Source organism: Limisphaerales bacterium (assembly GCA_014382585.1).
In the GTDB taxonomy this organism is placed as follows: Bacteria; Verrucomicrobiota; Verrucomicrobiia; order Limisphaerales; family UBA1100; genus JACNJL01.
Genome location: JACNJL010000027.1, coordinates 20,847 through 40,741 on the forward strand (window position 1 = coordinate 20,847; position 19,895 = coordinate 40,741).

At 54.0% G+C, this 19,895-nt stretch carries 18 protein-coding genes; 15 read left to right on the forward strand and 3 right to left on the reverse strand.

Features of this window, described 5'->3' with window-relative positions:
- The first annotated feature begins 2 nt into the window (after positions 1-2).
- The 3 genes from H8E27_04535 to H8E27_04545 are packed head-to-tail and all read left to right on the forward strand — an operon-like array spanning position 3 to position 2,636.
- Positions 3-1,643 carry an MFS transporter gene (locus H8E27_04535; protein ID MBC8324873.1) on the forward strand — a complete coding sequence of 547 codons (1,641 nt, stop codon included), beginning with the start codon at positions 3-5 and terminating at the stop codon, positions 1,641-1,643.
- The gene (locus tag H8E27_04540; protein ID MBC8324874.1) at positions 1,640-2,293 is read left to right on the forward strand and encodes an HAD family hydrolase; all 654 of its coding nucleotides are present in this window, start codon (positions 1,640-1,642) and stop codon (positions 2,291-2,293) included. Before H8E27_04535 ends, H8E27_04540 begins: the two co-directional genes overlap by 4 nt.
- Positions 2,286-2,636, forward strand: a complete 351-nt coding sequence (locus tag H8E27_04545; protein MBC8324875.1) for a dihydroneopterin aldolase — start codon at positions 2,286-2,288, stop codon at positions 2,634-2,636. The genes H8E27_04540 and H8E27_04545 overlap by 8 nt, the downstream gene beginning before the upstream one ends.
- On the opposite strand, the gene H8E27_04550 is transcribed toward H8E27_04545, so the two are convergent.
- Entirely contained in the window at positions 2,633-4,021 is a 1,389-nt protein-coding gene (locus H8E27_04550) for a S8 family serine peptidase (GenBank protein MBC8324876.1), read from the reverse strand. The two genes, H8E27_04545 and H8E27_04550, sit on opposite strands and share 4 nt — an antisense overlap.
- 90 nt (positions 4,022-4,111) lie before the next feature.
- Between H8E27_04550 and H8E27_04555 the strand changes: the two genes are divergently transcribed.
- The 11 genes from H8E27_04555 (at position 4,112) to tsaD (ending at position 16,922) form a co-directional block, all read left to right on the forward strand.
- Complete coding sequence (locus tag H8E27_04555; protein ID MBC8324877.1) at positions 4,112-4,870, forward strand: fumarylacetoacetate hydrolase family protein; 759 nt, start codon at positions 4,112-4,114, stop codon at positions 4,868-4,870.
- Positions 4,871-4,912: 42 nt separating this feature from the next.
- On the forward strand, positions 4,913-6,619 hold the full coding sequence (locus tag H8E27_04560; GenBank protein MBC8324878.1) for a proline--tRNA ligase: 1,707 nt from the start codon (positions 4,913-4,915) through the stop codon (positions 6,617-6,619).
- Positions 6,619-7,746 carry a tRNA guanosine(34) transglycosylase Tgt gene (tgt, locus tag H8E27_04565; protein ID MBC8324879.1) on the forward strand — a complete coding sequence of 376 codons (1,128 nt, stop codon included), beginning with the start codon at positions 6,619-6,621 and terminating at the stop codon, positions 7,744-7,746. Before H8E27_04560 ends, tgt begins: the two co-directional genes overlap by 1 nt.
- A gap of 74 nt (positions 7,747-7,820) precedes the next feature.
- Positions 7,821-8,165 carry a preprotein translocase subunit YajC gene (gene yajC, locus H8E27_04570; GenBank protein ID MBC8324880.1) on the forward strand — a complete coding sequence of 115 codons (345 nt, stop codon included), beginning with the start codon at positions 7,821-7,823 and terminating at the stop codon, positions 8,163-8,165.
- Between the two features lie 4 nt (positions 8,166-8,169).
- Positions 8,170-10,908: a protein translocase subunit SecD gene (gene secD, locus H8E27_04575; protein ID MBC8324881.1), complete on the forward strand. Its 2,739-nt coding sequence runs from the start codon at positions 8,170-8,172 to the stop codon at positions 10,906-10,908.
- Between the two features lies 1 nt (position 10,909).
- Complete coding sequence (locus H8E27_04580) at positions 10,910-11,887, forward strand: TerC family protein (protein ID MBC8324882.1); 978 nt, start codon at positions 10,910-10,912, stop codon at positions 11,885-11,887.
- 12 nt (positions 11,888-11,899) lie between these two features.
- On the forward strand, positions 11,900-12,169 hold the full coding sequence (locus H8E27_04585) for a hypothetical protein (GenBank protein MBC8324883.1): 270 nt from the start codon (positions 11,900-11,902) through the stop codon (positions 12,167-12,169).
- A complete protein-coding gene (gene recJ / locus H8E27_04590; protein MBC8324884.1) occupies positions 12,166-13,893 on the forward strand; it encodes a single-stranded-DNA-specific exonuclease RecJ in 1,728 nt (575 codons plus the stop codon). Before H8E27_04585 ends, recJ begins: the two co-directional genes overlap by 4 nt.
- Positions 13,894-13,901: 8 nt before the next feature.
- Positions 13,902-14,573 carry a 2-C-methyl-D-erythritol 4-phosphate cytidylyltransferase gene (gene ispD, locus H8E27_04595; GenBank protein ID MBC8324885.1) on the forward strand — a complete coding sequence of 224 codons (672 nt, stop codon included), beginning with the start codon at positions 13,902-13,904 and terminating at the stop codon, positions 14,571-14,573.
- A gap of 181 nt (positions 14,574-14,754) precedes the next feature.
- Positions 14,755-15,882, forward strand: a complete 1,128-nt coding sequence (locus H8E27_04600; GenBank protein ID MBC8324886.1) for a S41 family peptidase — start codon at positions 14,755-14,757, stop codon at positions 15,880-15,882.
- A gap of 5 nt (positions 15,883-15,887) precedes the next feature.
- On the forward strand, positions 15,888-16,922 hold the full coding sequence (gene tsaD, locus H8E27_04605; protein ID MBC8324887.1) for a tRNA (adenosine(37)-N6)-threonylcarbamoyltransferase complex transferase subunit TsaD: 1,035 nt from the start codon (positions 15,888-15,890) through the stop codon (positions 16,920-16,922).
- A gap of 11 nt (positions 16,923-16,933) precedes the next feature.
- On the opposite strand, the gene H8E27_04610 is transcribed toward tsaD, so the two are convergent.
- The gene (locus tag H8E27_04610; GenBank protein MBC8324888.1) at positions 16,934-18,115 is read right to left on the reverse strand and encodes a pyridoxal phosphate-dependent aminotransferase; all 1,182 of its coding nucleotides are present in this window, start codon (positions 18,113-18,115) and stop codon (positions 16,934-16,936) included.
- On the opposite strand from H8E27_04610, the gene H8E27_04615 reads away from it, so the two are divergent.
- On the forward strand, positions 18,076-18,744 hold the full coding sequence (locus H8E27_04615) for a sel1 repeat family protein (protein MBC8324889.1): 669 nt from the start codon (positions 18,076-18,078) through the stop codon (positions 18,742-18,744). The genes H8E27_04610 and H8E27_04615 overlap by 40 nt on opposite strands.
- Positions 18,745-18,759: 15 nt before the next feature.
- Here H8E27_04615 and H8E27_04620 read toward each other — a convergent pair whose 3' ends face one another.
- On the reverse strand, positions 18,760-19,611 hold the full coding sequence (locus H8E27_04620) for a M23 family metallopeptidase (GenBank protein MBC8324890.1): 852 nt from the start codon (positions 19,609-19,611) through the stop codon (positions 18,760-18,762).
- Positions 19,612-19,895: the final 284 nt, after the last annotated feature.

Sequence of the window (19,895 nt, forward strand, 5' to 3'; positions counted from 1 at the left end):
GCATGGCACGTAAAGCATCATTGTTGGTCATTTTCATGACCGTTTTCATCGACCTGATTGGTTTCGGGATCGTGCTGCCGGTGCTACCCCTTTACGCCAAGACTTACGGCGCGGCTGGCATCATCGCTGGCTTCATTGTGGCCTCGTATTCGCTGATGCAATTCCTTTTTGCTCCGTGGTGGGGGAGGCTGTCCGACCGCATCGGCCGGCGCCCTGTGTTGCTGATTAGCACAGCAGGCGCGTGTATTTCATATGTGTTGTTTGCGCTGGCGTGTTATTATGAATCGTTATGGGGCTTGCTCGCCTCGCGAATGGCGGCGGGGGTGTGCGGCGCAAACCTCTCAGTGGCCAGCGCCTACATCGCGGATATATCACCGCCCGAAGATCGCTCCAAACGCATGGGGCTCATTGGCATGGCGTTTGGCTTGGGCTTCATCGTGGGGCCGGCGTTGGGCGCGTTAAGCGCAGAATGGTTTGGCGTTACCGGCCCCGGCTGGACGGCGGCGACCATCTGCGGGTTGAATCTCATTCTCGCATATTTTGTATTGGGCGAAAGTCGGCAGCCCAATAGTGACCCCGCGCCGCCTCCGCCACGCTTGCAACAAGTCACCAACGTGCTTAAGCGCAAACAATTTGGCTGCCTCATCGGCGTGTTTTTTATGGCCACATTTTGTTTTACCTGTTTTGAATCCACTTTTGTGGTCACGTTTACCGGCACAAAAGAATCTTCAGGGACGTTTAAGTATGAGCACCAAGTGCACGCGAAATATGATAAAAACCAAATCACGGAAATTCGTAAATGGCATGTGGAGCAGGGAGGGGAAGTGCGCAAGGGCGCGCCCTTGTACACTTTAGTTACCGTCGAGGGAACCAATGTGGTCGCCGCACCTAAAAGTGGGCGGGTCAGTTATGAAGAAATGCATTTTGTGCCGTCCAATGGAAAGATCGCCTCCATTGATTACACGCGGACCATTGCTTATTATATGCTCGTTTTCTGCGGTTTGCTCGGGGCTGTTATTCAGGGGAAATTGATTGGGCCACTAGTTAGCTGGTTGGGCGAAAAGTGGTTGATTGTTGTTGGGCTTGCGCTATTGGGTGTGAGCTTGGCATGGTTGCCTCTGGCGCAGGCGCCGCATCTTTATATGTTACTCGGCGCGCTGGCGTTGTTCTCCGTTAGCTCAAGCGTATACCGAGCGCCAACGTATGGTTTGATTTCCCTGAACGCCGGCCCTAATGAACAAGGCGAAATCATGGGTGTTACTCAAAGCATCGGGAGCCTCGCACGCATTATTGGCCCCTTGTTTGCGTTAGGTTTGTTAGATGTGTCGACCCGTTTGCCCTATTTTATTTGTGCAGCCGTCGCGGTGATCGCTGCGGTAGTCGCAGCTTTTTTGCTGAAACCCGCGGACAAAGCCGCAATGGTTGCCGCGGCTGAGCTTCGTGAAAAAGAGGTAGAGGAAAAGACGCCGAATAAGCGAATCAATCTGCGTGACAAGTCGGCTAAAGATTCAGAAACAGAGAGGGGCCCCGTGAAAACTGAAACGCCCAAGCGTATTGATTTGCGGGGCAAACCAGCCAAAGAGGGCAACGCAACATCTGACGATCAGCAGAAAGATCAATCAGACGACAAGGCAGGGGAATGATCCGGAATGTGTTATTCGATTGGTCCGGCACTTTGGTGAACGACTTGCCGGCTGTATGGCGCGCTACGAATTACACCTTCACGCAATCCGGGCATCCGGAAATGAGCCTGGAAGAATTTCGCGCGGAATTCAGTTTGCCTTTCGATCAGTTTTACGAACGCGTCACCCCCGGCGTGCCTTTGGAGCAGTTGGAGCAATGGTATAAACACAGCTTCATCGACGAACAGAAAACCGTCGAACCCCTTCCACACGCACAGGGGTTTTTCGATTTTTGTAAAGCCAATGGACTGCGGACTTTTTTGTTGAGCACGATTCACCCTGACCATTTTCGCGAGCAATCCGCACGCATCCCGTTTGACTTTGATCACACTTACGTACGCGTAATGGATAAGCGCGCACGCATCACCGAAATTTTAACCGAACAAAATTTGCGGGTTGACGAAACTCTGTTCATCGGCGATATGCAGCATGATGTGGATGCGGCGCACGCTGGCGGCATTCATTCCTGTGCGGTCCTCACCGGTTACAACACTCGCGAGCAGTTAGAGCAATCGGAGCCGGAACTAATCGTAAATCATCTCGGGGAACTTAAGGAATTGTTCGAGCAATCCGGATTAGAATGGCCCTCGCGCGTGGCAACCTATGAGTGATGTCATCACCATAGCCGATCTTGAAGTGCGCGCGCGCGTGGGCGTGCCGGATGAGGAACGTGCCGTGCCACAACGTTTATTGCTCACAGTGGAAATGGACCGATGCTTTGCCAAGGCCGCTGTAGGTGACGATATTGAGGCCACCATCGACTACCACGCCGTAGCAATGGCCCTCACTGATTTGGCCGAGAACGGTGAGTGGCGGTTAATTGAAAAATTGGCGGACGAAGCAGCAGCACTGGTGCTCGCGAAATTCCAGCCCGACTATGTGCGCGTGGAGGTGAAGAAATTTATTTTGCCTGAGACGCGCCACGTATCAGTCCGCATTGAACGGCGGCGTTAATTTTTCTCTTCCGCTTTCGGCTTGGGCGGGATGAAGGGGCGGTTTTCAATAATTAATTCCCGAATTTCACGGGGCTTTTTTTTGTGATGCGATGCCAGCCCGGCGGCCAATCCACTTACGTATGCAGCGGATCCTGAAGTTCCGGTGATCGCGTAGGTGCGTTTGCCAAAACGAACCGGATGCGTGCCGCGCGCAGCGACATCAATGAAGTTTCCGCGATTGGCATAGGCCGTTAAATCGCCGTTGGGGCGCGTGGCGGTGACGGCCATCACTTGCGGGTGAGCGGCCGGAAAGTGCGGCGTAGTGACGGGTTCATTGCCGGCGGCCCCGACAAAGAGCACCCCATTTTTATGATGGGTGGCGATGATGCGCTGGAGGAGCGGGCTGGCTTGATATCCCCCAAGACTGAGATTGATAATTGTAGCCCCGTTGTTCACCGCCTCGGTAATGCCGTTGGCGATATTGAACGAGTTGGCAGTGTCGCCGGGGCCAAACACATCCACCGGAAGAACCCGGACAGGACTATTTTGCACTCCCAAATCTTTATTGGCTAAGCCGCGTAAAATAATCCCGGCCATTGAGGTGCCGTGAGTGGGGGTATGTTCTGGAGGAGTAAAGGGGCCAGCCATCGACAGCGGTGATAACAGGAACCCGGGTTGATCAAGTTGAGCCGGTTGCACGGCGGTATCAATCAACCCGATAATTAGCTGCCCCATAGTGTCGACTTCTTCTGGCCGCACCGAAACGGGTAAAACCCCCGCACCGCCTGCAACTAGAACAGGCGTGGCTGGGCGTGGATACAAATGGACGTCATCAATGATTTCCGTAACCCCAAGCTCGGCCATTGCTTGGCGGGCGGCGGCCATTGCGCGAGGGTCGGTGAATTTCAATTGCGCCACATTGGCGATTTTGATGAAGGCGATCAGGTCGGCATTGAATCGCCTGGACAATGCAGCGGCGTCCTGCCCGGGCCGGAAGATGATGGCGAGTTGGTTGGGTGCGATTTTGGGTTTGGATACAGGTTCGGCCATTGGCTCGGTTTCAATGTTTGCTTTGTCCAGGTGAACCTCAAGTTTTCCGGGCTCACCGGGTCGGGCAATGAGCGTAAACCGTAGGTCACCCAAAAGCAGGCGGAGTGCTTCGCCCAAAGGTTTGGGTTTGAATTTTATGGAAACCGGGCGATTAAGCCCGGGTTGCATTCGCACTTGCCAGCCGGTTTCACGCTGGATGCCGCCGAGTACTTCCACTAGCGTGGTGTTTTTCACATTCAAGCCGAGGTGCTTGCGGAATGAATTCCAAGTGATCTCTTTCTCCGTTGCCAAACCCTCTCCAAGCAGGCAAAGGAAGACTGCAAAACAAAGTATGACACGGTTTTTATTGATCATTTTCAGGCCCGCAGAATATGCGAATTTCGATTGTATTTTCAATGTTTTTGGCTTGCGGGTTTTGGGAATTACCTGTTAATAACCCCCCATATGGCTGCTATCGGACGATTCCAAAAAGGTGATGACACATTTTACGCTAAGGTGGTTGACGGTAAATTGTACAAGTTGAAGGGCGACGTATTCGGTTCACCTTCCTACGTTAAGAGCGCCATCACGCCTAATCGCAGCATCAAGACCTTGGCCCCGGTGCAGCCGAGTAAAGTCATTGCTGTGGGGCTAAACTATGCCGACCACGCTCGGGAATCCAACCTGAAGCCGCCCACACAGCCACTCTTTTGGTTGAAAGCGCCCACTTCACTGATTCCGGACGGGGCAAAAATTGATTTACCATTTCCTAGTCACCGCAATGATTTCGAAGCGGAATTGGCGATTGTCATCGGCCGGCGTGTGCGCAACGTCGCCCCTCAGGCAGCGGGTCGGTACATCTTTGGTTACACAGCCGCACAGGATATTAGCGATCGCGATATTCAACAAAGCGAAAGCCAATGGGCCCGCGCCAAGAGTTTTGACACATTCACACCGCTCGGGCCTTATATCGAAACCAAAGTTGATCCAAAGAATTTGACGATACAACTTTTCAAAAATGGTGAGCTCTGCCAAAATTCACACACCGGCCAAATGATTTTCGACTGCAATCATTTGGTTAGTTTCATATCAACTAATATGACACTGTTGCCCGGTGACATCATTCTCACCGGCACACCGAGCGGAGTGGGCCCCATCGAAAGCGGCGACAAACTTGAAGTGCGCATTGGGGATATGGCATCCCTTTGTAACACGGTGAAGTAGCGCAAGGTTGAAGTCGCGCCCACTCTCCGCTATCACTGGCGGATGCGCTGGACCGAAACGTTCATACCCACATTGAAGGAAGCCCCCGCCGAGGCGGAGATTCCTTCGCATCAACTTTTGCTGCGCGCCGGTTTGGTGCGCAAACTGGCCGGCGGCTTGTACACTTTTTTGCCGTCGGGCATTCGGGTGCTTCGCAAGATCGAAGCCATTGTCCGGGAGGAGATGGACCACGCCGGCGCGCTGGAGGTGCTGATGCCCGCTGTGCAACCGCCGGAAATTTGGAAAGCCAGCGGCCGATATGAACAAGCGGCGGATGTGCTCTTCAAAGTGCGTGATAGCAAAAATCGCGAGTGGTTGCTCGGTCCCACGCACGAGGAGGTGATCACCACGCTGGCCTCAACGGAATTGCAGTCGTATCGGCAGGCGCCCATCAATTTTTACCAGATTCAAACCAAGTTCAGGGATGAAATCCGCCCGCGCTTTGGGCTGATGCGTGCGCGTGAATTCATTATGAAAGACGCGTACAGCTTCGATATTTCCGATGACGCGGCGATGGTGAGTTATCAAAAAATGTACGACGCGTACGTGCAGGTTTTCAAACGGTGCGGTGTGACCGCATTCCCTGTGGAGGCGGATACCGGCGTAATGGGCGGCAAACATTCGCACGAATTTATGGTGCCCGCGCCCACCGGTGAAAGTGAAGTGGCGTACACCGAAGATGGCTCGTACGCAGCCAATCTTGAGAAGGCAAACAGTCAAGGGGCGACGGTCGCAACCTCGATTGAGTGCACGGGGGAATTGGAAAAGTTCGCCACGCCAAAGGTGAAGACCATCGAAGATCTCGCGAGCGAGCCGTATAATGTTGCCGCCGAAGCGCAGATCAAAACGCTCGTATTCATCGCCGAAGATAAACCGGTGATTGCCTTGGTGCGGGGCGATGACCAAATCAATGAGGCGAAACTTTGCGGCGCACTGGGGACGGCCATTTTTCGCGCAGCGGAAGCGGAGGAAATCAACGCAGCGCTTGGCGCGTATCCGGGCAGTCTTGGTGCGGTGGGCGTGAACGGCATCCCTGTGTTTGCCGATGAACAACTGCGCAACGCGGCCGGAATGACGACGGGCGCGAATGAGAATGGCTTTCACATTCGCAATGTCAATGTCGCGCGCGACTTGCCGGATGTTCAATGGGCCGATCTCCGCACAGTGCGCGAGGGTGAATTGAACGAAAGCGGCCAGCCGATAAAGATCCAACGCGCCATCGAGGTGGGCCATGTTTTCAAGCTCGGCACCAAATACGCCGAGTCGCTCGATGCAAATTTCCTCGGCGAGGACGGTAAGCGACATCCTTTCGTGATGGGCTGTTATGGGCTCGGCGTCACGCGGACGCTCCAAGCGATCATCGAATGTGGTAACGACGATCAAGGCGTCATTTGGCCAAAAGCGGTTGCGCCGTGGCAGGTTTGCCTCACTGTGCTCGATATTGCGCCCGAAGGCGAAGTGATGAAAGCCGCCCAGGCAATTTACGACGAATTGACCGCCGCGGGCTTGGAAGTGCTGATGGACGATCGCGATTTGCGCCCCGGTGTAAAATTTAAAGACTCCGAACTCATCGGCATCCCTGTCCGCGTGAGCGTGGGTGAGCGTTCGCTTAAAGAGGGCAATGTGGAATTCACGTTGCGCAAAGAAGGTGGCCGCGAAAACGTTCCGGTTGGGGAAGCCGTTTCCCGCGTGCGGGCGGCGTTGGCCTAATGTTTGCCCTCCACAAAACCGATGGCGATGCCCGGCGCGGCACGCTCACTACCGCGCACGGCGAAATCCAAACGCCGATGTTTATGCCCGTGGGAACGCGTGCCACTGTCAAAACTCTGGACGCCCGCGACCTTCACGAACTTGGCGCACAGATTATTCTTGGCAACACTTACCACCTCAACCTCCGGCCCGGGCCGGAAACCATTCGTGCCGCGGGCGGGTTGCACGCGTTTATGGGTTGGGATAAACCGATCCTTACCGACAGCGGCGGGTTTCAGGTTTTTAGTTTAGCGAAAATGGCAAAAATCAAAGAAGACGGCGTGGCGTTCCAATCGCACATCGACGGCTCGCCATTATTCCTCGGCCCCAAAGAGGCGATGTCTATTCAGCGCGACTTGGGCAGCGACATCGCGATGGTATTTGACGATTGCCCGCCATACCCCGCCGAGCACGAACGCGTGGCGGCCGCCGTGGAGCGGACTGCGCGTTGGGCCGCCGAGTGCCGTGAGCAACCGCGAGCGGACGGGCAATTGGTTTTTGGGATTGTGCAAGGCGGATGTCACGCTGATTTGCGCGAACGCAGCGCGACGGATATCACCGCGTTGGATTTTGACGGCCACGCCATCGGCGGCCTCAGCGTGGGCGAGCCGGAGCCGGAGATGCTCGCGATGGCGGCGCACACCGCGCCGATGCTGCCCGCCAACAAGCCGCGCTACGCGATGGGCCTCGGCACACCCGCGCAGTTAGTGGAGTTGGTGGCGCGCGGGGTGGATATTTTTGATTGTGTGTTGCCCACCCGCCTCGCTCGGAACGGGACAGCGTTTACTTATGATGGTGCATTTGCCCTTAAAGGCGCGGCGTATAAGGAAGATTTTACTCCGATAGAGGCCGGTTGCGATTGTTTCACATGCAGGCACCACACCCGTGCTTACGTGCGGCATTTGCTAAATGTGGATGAACTTTTGGGGTTGCGGCTCCTGACTTTGCATAATCTGCGGTTGTATTTGCGGTTGATGGCAGACATTCGCAAACACATCGAAGCGGGCACTTTTGGCAAGTTTCGGGGTGATTTGGCGGCACGTTACACACCCAGCACCCGTGTAGCTGCACAGCGAAAAAATGCTTAAATTCGCTTGAATTATGCAGGAAAAGCTTGCCATTGGGTGCTTTATCAATAGTCTTTGCCGTCTCATTTTTGAATATGGAAAATCTAATCAGTGATGCTTGGTTCGCGATGGCGGGCGGGGGGCAAGGCGGCGGCCCTGCTTCTGGTAAAGACGCGCTCATTCAAATGCTCTGCATGTTTGGCCCTTTATTTGCCATTATGTACGTGCTCATTTTGCGCCCGCAGAGCCAGCAACGGAAGAAGCTTGAGGCGATGGTCAGTGCGCTTAAGCCGGGCGACAAAGTGATTGCGGCAGGAATTGTCGGGACAGTCGTCACGGTGAAAGAGAAAAGCGTGACGCTGCGTTCGGGGGATTCCAAGCTGGAAGTGGCCAAATCCGCCGTGGAAGCGATGGTGGGGGAAGAAGCGGATAAGGACTAATTTCATGGAGCGAAATCAAACACAAAACCGACCAATGCTCTGGCGTTGGTTCTTCGTACTCTCCATCAGCATCGGGTTTGGCACCCAATGGTTGCCACCCGAGGGCCGGGACATGCTGGATGTATTCAATTCATTGGCGGATAGCACTGAGAAAAAATCTTCCGAGTTCAAGTCGGTTCTCGCTAATGCCGCATTGCTGCGAAAAGAGGCGAATGGCGGGGAGTTGACGCTCGAAAAATGGGAAGAGGCAATCGGGGCCGCTAGCCTTACCAATTATTTCAGCCTAAAAGGTGAATTTAAAGTCGATAAAGTTGCGCGCGAAAAAATGGGGCTCAACGCGGAACTGGGACCGGATATTTCCCAAGGCGCAACTCAAGCCGAACAAATTGAAGCAATCGAGACGGCGCGAAAAGCATCCAACCGCTACATCCTCGGCAAGCTGCAATCCATTGCGGCAGGCAAAGTAAAGTTGGGGCTGGATCTTCGAGGCGGTACTCAGTTCACCGTTCGGATTGTCAGCACGGGCGCGAAGGTTGATTCGCGCAAACGCGAGGATCGCTTGGAGCAGGCCATGGAAACCATTCGCAAACGGATTGATAAATTCGGAGTTTCCGAACCGATCATTCAAAGTTCTTCAAGCGATGCGGCGGACCATATCATCATTCAAATCCCCGGACTCTCCAAGGCTGATCGCGATCGAGCGCGTGAGACGATTCAAAAAATTGCCAAACTGGAATTCCGCCTTGAGCACGCCCGCAGTCAGGCGGCCATGAATAGCGGCGAAGACTTCGTTCCGGGCTCTGATTTCTTAACTTACAAATACAAGGACGAAGACGAGAACAAGCGCACGCGCAGCTTGTTTGTGGTGACAATGGATGCTTATCCCGAGAAATGTGTTTCCGGAGTTCACATCGTGGGTGCCAGTCCAATTCGGGATCCCATCAGCGGGATGGCAAAAATCAGCTTCAAACTCGATGGCGAAGGAGCGGACAAATTTGCCAAAATCACGGAAGAACATCAGGTGAGCGGTAATGATCCGCGCGCATTGTGCATTGTGTTGGACGGCGAACTGATTTCCGCGCCATCGATCAACAGTCGCATTCATTCCCGCGGGGAAATCAGCGGCGACTTTACCTTTGATGAAGCGCGCGAACTTGCCAACGCGCTGGAAAACCCTCTCGAAACACCGGTAGAAATCATCGAGGAAAGGGATGTGGATCCTTCACTCGGGCGTGAATCAGTGGCCAAAGGATTTGCCGCAGCTAAGTGGGGCCTCATCGCCGTGGCGGTGTTTATGCTGGTCTATTATTTGTTGAGTGGCGTGGTAGCTAATATTGCGTTGGCACTAAATATTCTCATATTGATGGGCGTGCTTTGTTGGTTTGACGCCACGCTCACTTTGCCGGGCATCGCCGGTGTGGTGCTAACCATTGGTATGGCGGTGGACGCAAACGTGCTAATTTTCGAGCGTATTCGTGAAGAATTACGGGCGGGCAAATCCTTGAAAGTGGCCATTGCCTCCGGCTACGAAAAAGCGTTTGGCACGATTTTTGATGCCAACATAACCACATTGATTGCCTCGGTAATATTGATTTATATGGGCAAAGGCCCTGTGCAGGGGTTTGGCGTCACGCTCACCATCGGTATTCTCACCAGTATGTTCACCGCGCTGGTGGCCACGCGGTTGGTTTTGGATTTGTTGCTGAACATCGGATGGATCGGCTCTGACGGCTCGAAACGCGCTATGCATCTACGGCCAACGGCGGGACTGCCGGCGATCAGTTTTGTGAAATATAAAGTAGGGACCAGCCGGCGGGCGAATGCAATGATGAGCCCGGCAGTCTGGATCACTTGGGTACTCATTTTGTTTTCCACGGTTTTTGTAATTAACCGCGGCTGGGATAAAACAATGGGTGTGGATTTTGCGGGAGGGCAAAGTCTGATGATGAGCTTTGATAACGACCAAGCCACAATCAATTCCGAAAAATTGCAGAGCGAGCTTTCCGTGAAATTATCCATGGGGGATTCCGGGTTGCAGGTGCAACCTCAAACCGATCAAGCTTCGGGCAATCAAGTGCTCCGCGTAAGTTACAAAGACGGCGACCCAAAACGGGTCATCGACGAATTGAACCAGATTCATCCCAAAGCAAATTTCTCGTTGCTCTCCAAAGATCTTGTGGGGCCGAGCGTGAGCGGCGAGATCCAAAAATCCGCGCTCGTGGCCACCGTGTTGGCGCTGTTTGGCATTCTGATTTATGTGGCATTCCGGTATGAGTATTCTTTTGCGGTGGGCGCGGTCATTGCCGTTTTTCACGATGTGCTTTTGACCGGTGGCTTGTTTTTCCTCAGCGGACGCGAGCTGAACGCTCCGATCGTGGCGGCGATTCTCACCATCATCGGTTTCTCAATTAACGATACGATTGTGATTTTCGATCGCATCCGGGAAAACCTCCGGCTCGGCACGCGCGGAACGTTCGCTGATGTGATGAATGCTGCGCTGAACCAAACTCTCAGTCGCACCATCATCACCTCGGGCACCACGCTGCTTTCGACGGCTACATTGTATTTCTACGGCGGCACGGTGATCAATGATTTCGCCTTTATGTTCCTCTTGGGCATCATCGCGGGAACTTATTCCTCAATCTACATTGCTTGCGCCGTTGTGCTGTGGTGGCACGAAGGCAAGCGGCCCGAACTGGCGGCGCCCATTCAGGATGCCGACCCGGTAACCATCAACGTTTGATATGATTGCTGCCGGCATCGCCCCCTGGCATTACGGAGTGTTTGTAGTGGGCGTGTTGTTCATTCTCGCCCTCGACCTCGGCCTTTTCAATCGCAAGGCGCACAAGGTTGGCTTCAAAGAGGCCCTCGGGTGGAGCACGTTGTGGTTTGCGGTGGCAATGGCGTTTGCATTTTTTGCAGTTCCTGAATTATATGAAGGGAAAGCGGAGGGCGCCGAAAAGCGGATGGAGTTTATTACCGGCTACATCCTTGAGCTTTCGCTTTCGATGGACAACGTATTCGTTATCGCACTCATCTTTACGTACTTCAAAGTAAAGCCCGAGTTTCAGCATCGTGTGCTTTTTTGGGGCATCATCGGCGCGCTTGTGATGCGCGGTTTAATGATTGGTGTTGGTTCAGCGGCGGTCACTAAGTTTCATTGGATTCTTTATGCGTTCGGCGCATTTCTGTTGTTTACTGGCATCAAGATGCTCTTTCACGACGACGATGACGGTGTCGATCCGGAAAACAATCCACTGGTCAAGCTCGCCCGCAAGCTCTTTCCCGTACACAATCAGTTTGAAGGCGAGCATTTCACCATCCGCGTCGACGGCAAACGAATGCTCACGCCGATGGCCATCGTGTTAGTGACCATTGAATACACTGATGTGATTTTCGCGGTGGACTCGATCCCCGCGATCTTTGCCGTGACCACTGATCCGTTTATTGTGTTCACCTCGAACATGTTCGCAATTTTAGGCTTACGTTCACTCTACTTTGTGCTTGCGGGAATGATAGAAATTTTTCACTACCTCAAATACGGTCTCGCGCTTGTCCTCGCTTTTATTGGTGCAAAAATGCTCGCCGAACCTTGGCTGAAAGATTTCCATATTCCCAATTGGGGGCCTCTGGCGGTGGTGGTTTCTATTTTGCTGTTGTCTATCTTCGCCTCCTTGTTGCACAAAAAAAATGCCTCGGATGATTCCAGTGATGCGGAGTAACGTATCCGCGCGATGGGGAAACTGGCGCGAATTAAATGGCTGATTATCGGTGGGGCATTTGTTCTGCTTGGAATTGTGGGGCTGTTTCTTCCGATCCTTCAGGGGGTTCTGTTCATTGTGATTGGCATTATGTGTCTGGCCAAAGGCTCGGCCCGGGTGCGCGCGCAAAAGATGGGGTTTAAAAAACGGTTTCCGCGAATTGGAGCCAAGTTTTCTTTCCTCGAAGAAAAAGCCCGCGCGTGGCAGGAGAAGCGTCGCGCTAAAAATGAAGATAAAAAATGAAACACCATTGGCATGTTGCTGGAAATAATTCGGATGCCGCCGCAGCCTTGGCGCGTGAGTTAGGGGTTTCTAATCTCCTCGCCCAATGTTTAATTAATCGCGGGCTTGAGGATAATGGTGAGGCAAAGAATTTTCTAGAACCACGTTTGGCAAATTTATCGCCCCCCGAGGACATCCCTAATTTGCCAGCTGCCGTGGAGCGGTTGTTCGACGCACGGGATCGTCACGAGCGCATTGTGGTGTTCGGCGATTACGATGTTGACGGAGTAACATCCGCGACATTGTTGCTTGATTCCCTACGATTGCTTGGCTGGAGCGTGGAGGCATATTTACCGCATCGCATAGATGAGGGGTACGGCTTAACCGAAGAAGGCGTGGCCAATTGCCTCAAAAAATATCAACCCAATTTGTTGCTCGCCGTAGATTGCGGGTCCACCTCGGTGGATGTAATTGCCGGTTTAAAAACCAATGGCATCGACGTAATCGTGCTCGATCACCATCAGGTTTCGGATCTGCCACCACCGGCAGTTGCCATGGTGAATCCGCAAGTTGCCGCTGATGGTGAGCCGGATTTTCGCGAGCTGTGTTCCGCCGGCTTGGCGTTCAAGCTCATCCACGGCCTCGTAAAAGCCGGTCGCAAAAAAGGATTCGATGAGTTTGCTGAGTTTGATATCCGCGTTGCGTTGGATCTTGTGGCGCTCGGCACGCTGGCCGACATAGTCCCGTTAAGGCGTGAAAACCGGATTCTCGCCCATGCCGGCTTGCGTCAGCTAAACCGCACCGAGCGCCCTGGTATTCTTGCGCTCGCCAAGGCGGCGGGCATCACCGGTGTGATGGGGGGCTTTGAAGTGGGATTCCAAATCGGTCCGCGCCTTAACGCTGCAGGCCGTTTGGAAAGTGCCACGGCGGCTTTGGATTTACTGCGTGAAAGGGATTCCAGCGCGGCCGCTGAAATGGCCGGCAAGCTCGATCGCCAAAATCGTGAACGTCAACTCGCCGAAAAAGAGATGACTCGTCAAGTGATCGATACGGTTCGCAATCAGTTCAATCCTGAGACAGATTACGCCATTGTCCACGGTGATCCTGGTTGGCACATCGGCGTTGTGGGCATTGTGGCTTCACGAGTGATGCGCGAATTCTATCGACCCGCTGTCATCGTCGGCGGCAGTCCGGATGGACTGCGTGGTTCGGGTCGGAGCGTCGATGGATTCGACCTCGCCGCCGCATTGCGCATCTGCGAGGCGGAAGGGATTCTTGATCGCGCGGGCGGCCACGCGATGGCGGCGGGTGTGAGTTTGCAACCGGAACAGCTCGAATTCTTTCGTGTGCGCCTCAATGAACTGGCGGCAGAACAGTTCACAGGAAGAGAACTCATACCCACGTTACGCCTTGATGCGATCGTACCACTCACCGAGCTGACCTTTGCTGCAGTTCAATCGCTCGATAAATTGCAGCCGACCGGCCAGGGCAATCACTCAGTGCAAATCTCGGTGCCGCAGCTTGAGCTCGATGCCTCCGTGCGTCGAATGGGAAAAGAACAACAACACGCCAAGCTGAGTGTCACCGACGGCAACACATCGGCTGATGCGATTTGTTGGAATGCAACTGAAAAGGATTTGCCTGAAGGTCGATTTGATTTGGCGGTGGAACCTTCCATTAACACGTGGCGCGGGAAGCGCTCGTTACAGTTGAAGATTCTCGACTGGCGCCCCGCTGCTGGTTAGGATGCCGGATGGTTTCAGCCGTCATCGTTGCCGCCGGAAGCGGCACCCGCATGGGCGTGGACAAACTTTTCCTTGAGGTGGCCGGGCTACCCATCGTCGGTCACACTTGGCGGCGCTTTGATGCGCATCCGGCAATCGACGAAATTGTGCTTGTGATCCGCGAAAATTCGCGCGCCGAATTTGAGGCATTGGGCAAACGGCTTCCGCTCAATAAACCATTCTCCTTCGTAATTGGCGGCGATGAGCGGCAAGATTCAGTAAGCAACGGACTAGGCGCGGTGCATGCGAATTGCGAGCTGGTTGCCATTCAGGACGGCGCCCGGCCCTGCACGCCCAATGAGGCAATCACGACCACCATTTCTGCAGCCCAAAAGGGTGGGGCGGCAGTGTCCGCCAACAAAGTGGTCGACACCATTAAAGAAGCGGACGGCACTGGCCGGATTGCCCGGAACGTGGACCGTACCTATTTGTGGGCAGTGCAAACTCCACAACTATTCAAGGTGGATGTGCTGCGCAAAGCAATGGCCGCTGTGCGCGCGCAAGACGCGCAAATTACAGATGACACCTCAGCGTGTGAATTGATCGGCCAACCAGTGACCTTGGTGGATTGTGGCGCGCCCAATCCCAAAGTGACCACCGTGGGCGACTTATTATTAGTCGAAATGTTGCTTCGTCAATAAACCCTCCTTGCCATTTTTGCCCCGCGCTCTAGGCTGTCGGCTTATGAGACAGCGAATTTTCACCACTATGCTTGCCATTGCGTTGGGCGTAAATCTTTACTTAGGTGCGCGCCATCTTGCCACCAGCGCCGAAGTGAATGGCAAAAAGGATGTGTACGCTAATATGGAAAAATTCACGCGCGTGTTGGAAACCGTGCGGCGTGAGTACGTCGATGAAGATAAAGTCGAGTATGAAGATTTGGTGCAAGGCGCGTTGCGCGGAATGATCCAAACGCTTGATCCCCACAGCGAATACATGGACGCCAAAAAATATGGGGCGTTACAATCAGATACCATACAACAATTTGGCGGCATTGGTGTGGTCGTGAGCATGCGTGACAACTGGCTAACTGTGGTGGCGCCTATGGATGACACGCCGGGGAGTCGGGCCGGATTGATGCCGGGCGATCGCGTCATGAAGATCGGCGAGAAAACTACAAAAGGAATGACACTCAATGATGCCGTGGGAGTCATGCGAGGAAAGCCCGGCACAGAAGTGGTTGTGGAATTCTACCGACCTTCTGCGGACAAGAATTTAACGATCACCTTCAAACGCGAAATCATCAAAACCAAAAGTGTGCGCGATATAAATGGTGGCGGCAAATACGATCTGCTGAAGCACCAGATTGGCTATGTGCGTCTTTCTGGATTTTCTGAAAAAACCGCTTCCGAGTTGGAGGCGGCTTTGGTGAAAATGGAAGAACAAGGAATCAAAGCGCTGGTGCTCGATTTGCGCGATAATCCTGGCGGACTATTGACTCAGTCTGCGTATGTCGCCGAAAAATTTGTGCCCGAGGGGCAGGTGGTCGTTACTACTGAAGGACGGAAACAACGACAGCTTGATAAATTGGTAGCGAGCGGCCGGTTTAAACAGCGAACGCTGCCAATCGTGGTGCTTGTTAACGGCGGCAGCGCCAGTGCCTCCGAGATCGTTGCCGGCTGCCTGCAGGATCTGGGCCGCGCAGAATTGGTGGGGATGAAGACCTTTGGGAAAGGCTCCGTCCAGAGCATTCTGCCCCTGCATGACGGTTCCGCATTACGGCTCACAACGGCCAAATATTACACCCCCAAGCATCGCACGATTCACGGTAAAGGCATAACGCCTGATCACATAGTGGAAATGACTCCCGAGCAAATGGGGCACCTCGCGCTGCAGCGCTCACCCGGCGGCCTGGAAACGCTTCCAGAAGAAGAGCGCAGGCAAGCTGAGGCCACGGTGGATCTTCAGCTGAACAAAGCTTTGGAATTGCTCAAGGCCAAGCTCAACTGACGCTCATGCGGCTGTTGGCCATTGAAACTTCGTGTGACGAAACCAGCGCGGCGGTCATCGTTGATGGGCGTGCGGCGAGCACGGTGGTCTCCTCGCAAATCAAAATCCACGCTGAATACGGCGGTGTGGTGCCCGAGTTGGCCACGCGCGAACATCTCCGGAACTTGCAACCGGTCGTCCGCGAAACATTGCGTCGCGCCAACCTTGAACCCGGCAAATTAGACGCCATTGCAGCCACCCGCGGCCCGGGATTGCCGCCGGCATTAATGGTCGGCTGGAAAGCCGCGCAGTCAATGGCATATGCTTTGAATTGTCCGCTGATGAGCGTGAATCACGTGCAGGGACATTTATATTCACCGTGGTTCACGGGTGAACCTCCGGTTGCGGATTGGGGAAGATTTCAGCCCAATCTCTCCCTTATTGTTAGCGGTGGCCATTCGTTATTGGTGCACGTGACGGCACCGTTGGATCATCAAATCTTAGGCAGCACCCTGGATGATGCCGCCGGCGAGTGCTTCGATAAAATCGCCAAGCAACTGGGTTTGGGTTACCCCGGCGGGCCGGAAGTTGACCGGCTTGCGCGCGGCGGCAATCCATCCGTCTATAGTTTCGCGCGCCCGATGCTCAATCAACCCAACGATGACTTTAGCTTTAGCGGCTTAAAAACTTCGGTCAGATATTTTCTCGAGAAAAACCCTGAGCTTGCCGCTGATAACGCTCGGCTCCCTGATCTGTGCGCCAGTGCTCAAGCAGCAATTGTGGAGGTGCTGGTAAAAAAAACAATCCGCGCCGCCAAGCGTGAACGCGTGCGGTGCCTTACTTTGTCCGGCGGAGTGGCGTGCAACAGTGAGCTTCGAAAACAGTTGCAGGTAGTCTGTGATAAGAATGCATTTACCCTGCGCCTCGCTTCGCCGGATTTGTGCACTGACAACGCCGCGATGATCGGGTTATTGGCGGAGAAGCAGTTTGCCGAAGGAATTGAGCCGGAACCAATCGGGGCGGATATTCAACCCGGAATGGCATTAACAAAGCGCCTGTAATTCCAGGTCGCTTACTTTTCACCGTTCACTTGCTGGGTGAACGCAGCAAATCGGCTCAGTGCTTGTTCCAGATTTTCCATGCTGGTTGCGTAACTAATGCGGAGATAGTCGTCAGAGCCAAAGGCAATTCCCGGGACGGCGGCGACTTTGGCTTCGGACAATAGGCGCTCACAAAACTCCGCTGATTTCAGGCCGGTGCTGGAAATGTTTGGGAACAAGTAAAATGCGCCTTGAGCGTTCACGCAAGTAACGCCGGGCATGGCGTTGAGCTGTTCGTGCGCGAAGGCGCGGCGTTTGGAAAACTCGGTCATCCAAACCCCGAGGTGATCCTGCGGGCCGTCGAGCGCCTCTACCGCGCCGGATTGTGCGAAGGAAGTTGGGTTGCTGGTGCTGTGACTCTGGATGGCACTGATGGCATTGGCAATCGGTAAGGGCGCAGCAGTGAAGCCAATCCGCCAGCCGGTCATTGAATATGCTTTAGCAAGACCGTGTACGATAATGGTGTGCGCTTGATGCTCAGGCGAGCATGCGGCGACGCTTTGGAAGACGGCATCGCCATAAAGAAGTTTTTCATAAATTTCATCGCTCATGATGAGCACCCCTTTTTCTATGCACACATCGCCAAGCGCGCGCACTTCGTCGGGTGTGTAAACACTGCCGGTCGGGTTACTTGGGGAATTTAAAATAAACAGTCGCGTGCGATCCGTGATGGCGGCGCGAAGTTGATCGGGCGTTACTTTGAATTCGGTAGTGTCAGTGGTTTCAACTATCACCGGTGTGGCGCCGGCGAGCGTGACCATTTCGGGGTAGCTCAGCCAATAAGGCGCAGGGATAATCACCTCGTCACCTTCCTCGCAGGTGGCAAGGATTACATTATAGCATGAATGCTTGCCGCCACAGGAAACGATGATTTGCTGCGGATCGTATTGAAGATTGTTTTCGCGCTCAAATTTACGGGCTACTGCCGCGCGCAATTCAGGCGTGCCGGCTGCGGGGGTGTATTTGGTGAATCCGTCGGCCAAGGCTTGTGTGGCGGCAGATTTGATGTGCTCGGGTGTGTCAAAATCCGGTTCGCCCGCGCCGAGCCCGATCACATCCTCGCCCGCGGCGCGCAGCGCTTTGGCTTTGGCAGTAATGGCGAGCGTGAGCGAGGGTGACAGCGATGCAGCACGTTTCGAAATTCGGTAGTTCATTGCGCGGAGAAGATGCCGCAGGCGATTGCGCGGCGCAAGCGGTTTTCCTCTTTCCAAATATTGCTGAACCGAGTATTTGTGTGCTTATGCGTATCCTGTGTTGTTTAGTGCTGCTCGCATTCACCGCTTGCAACAAGAAGCCCCAAACCAAATTCGGTCAACTGAAGGAATTGGCTGATGACGGTGATGTGACTGCGCAATTTGAAGTTGGCAATTCGTACTACTTCAGAAATAGCAAACGGGAACACAAACTAGGCCTGGAGTACCTCGAAATGGCCGCTGGAAACGGGCATATCGAGGCGCAGTTTTTAGTAGGCTTCATGTATGATGTTGGCGAGGGGCAGGTGGGGCGTGACAGCAAAAAGGCGGGGGAATATCTTTCACGCGCCGCTGCGCAGGGCCACGCTGAAGCGCAGCAACTGATGATCATGCGTACTCAATATGGCGATGGCGTTCCCAAGAGTGCCGCGAAAGCGTTTATGTGGGCTGTGCTGGCCACGGCGAATGGAGACCCCAAAGCGGCGCGGCATAAGCGCGGGATGGAGGCCGAGTTGCCGACTGCGGTGGTTAGGGAGGGGCGCCGTATGGCTAAAGAATTTAAGCCAAAGCGCGAGTTAATCGGGCAGTAGAAGGATTGAGGCAATTCATTCACCGTTTTGCCATGCCAACAAATCCAGCGCACGAAGACCTTTGGTGGTGAGCACCCAGCGCGCGCCTTTTTTGAATACCAACGATCGACACGGGTGCTTGCGTCGCTCCTCATCAATTACTTCAAGCAATTCAAAACGCACGCCGCCAGATTTTTGCTTCAACCCCTTCGCGTACAATGGTTTGAGCCGGATTGGGATGGCATTGAAATTTAAATCCACTTCCCAACCTTGCACCGGAAGCGTTTCAGCCTGCACGGTTTGAACAACCAACTTCGGAAAGCGTTCGGCCCATTCCAGTTGAGGTTGATGGATGCGCACGCGACACATCGTGGGCTGCTTGGAAAGATACAGTCGCAAATCAAATTTGCCGGCAGCTTCGAGCCGTAAAATTTCAGCAACATCCAAGCCAAGGAGGTTGACTCCATTCCATGCGCCGTGGAAATTATTGCCGCCCTTGTACCAGTGCCGAAACCAACTTTCAAACTGCGTGTGAATTTGCAGCCCAATTTCAAAATGCAAATGTGCGCGGTCTTTGGCGATGCCGTCATTAGTATTTGTGGTGCGGCCAAGGATGCCCAGCGTGTCGCCGCCGGACACCGTTTGCCCGATTTCCAATTCGTCAGCTATTTCTTTGAGGTGGGCGTAAAGTGTGTAAACAGGCAACCCATCAACCACGTGATGCAACACGATGTACTTGCCGTAATTCGATGCGGCAATGTTGTTGTTAAGATGAGCCACTTCGCCGCCAAAGCTCGCGGTTACAAGGTCAGTCGGTTCGTTGCGCTCATCCCGGTGGAGCGCCAGAATGTCAATACCCTCATGAATGCGGGTGCGCGAATTGCGCACGCACCCAAATGCGCCGCTGCTCCACGGTTTTCCAGGACCGGTGGGGGCAAAAAAATTAGTTTCTCCGTTCGCTCGGAGGAGGGTGCGGTTTTCAGTTGGGAATTGAAAAGCGGGTTTCGTGACAACCGGGGAAGGTGTGGGGGGGGCAGGCGATGCAGGGTCGGGGGATTTACTGCACCCGATCGCACTCACCAAAATGATTAGCCCAAGCCGAAGCTCCATTTGCTATTCGGCTCCCACTTTCAAATTCAATTCCTCAACGATAAATTCAAGTTCCTCGCGCG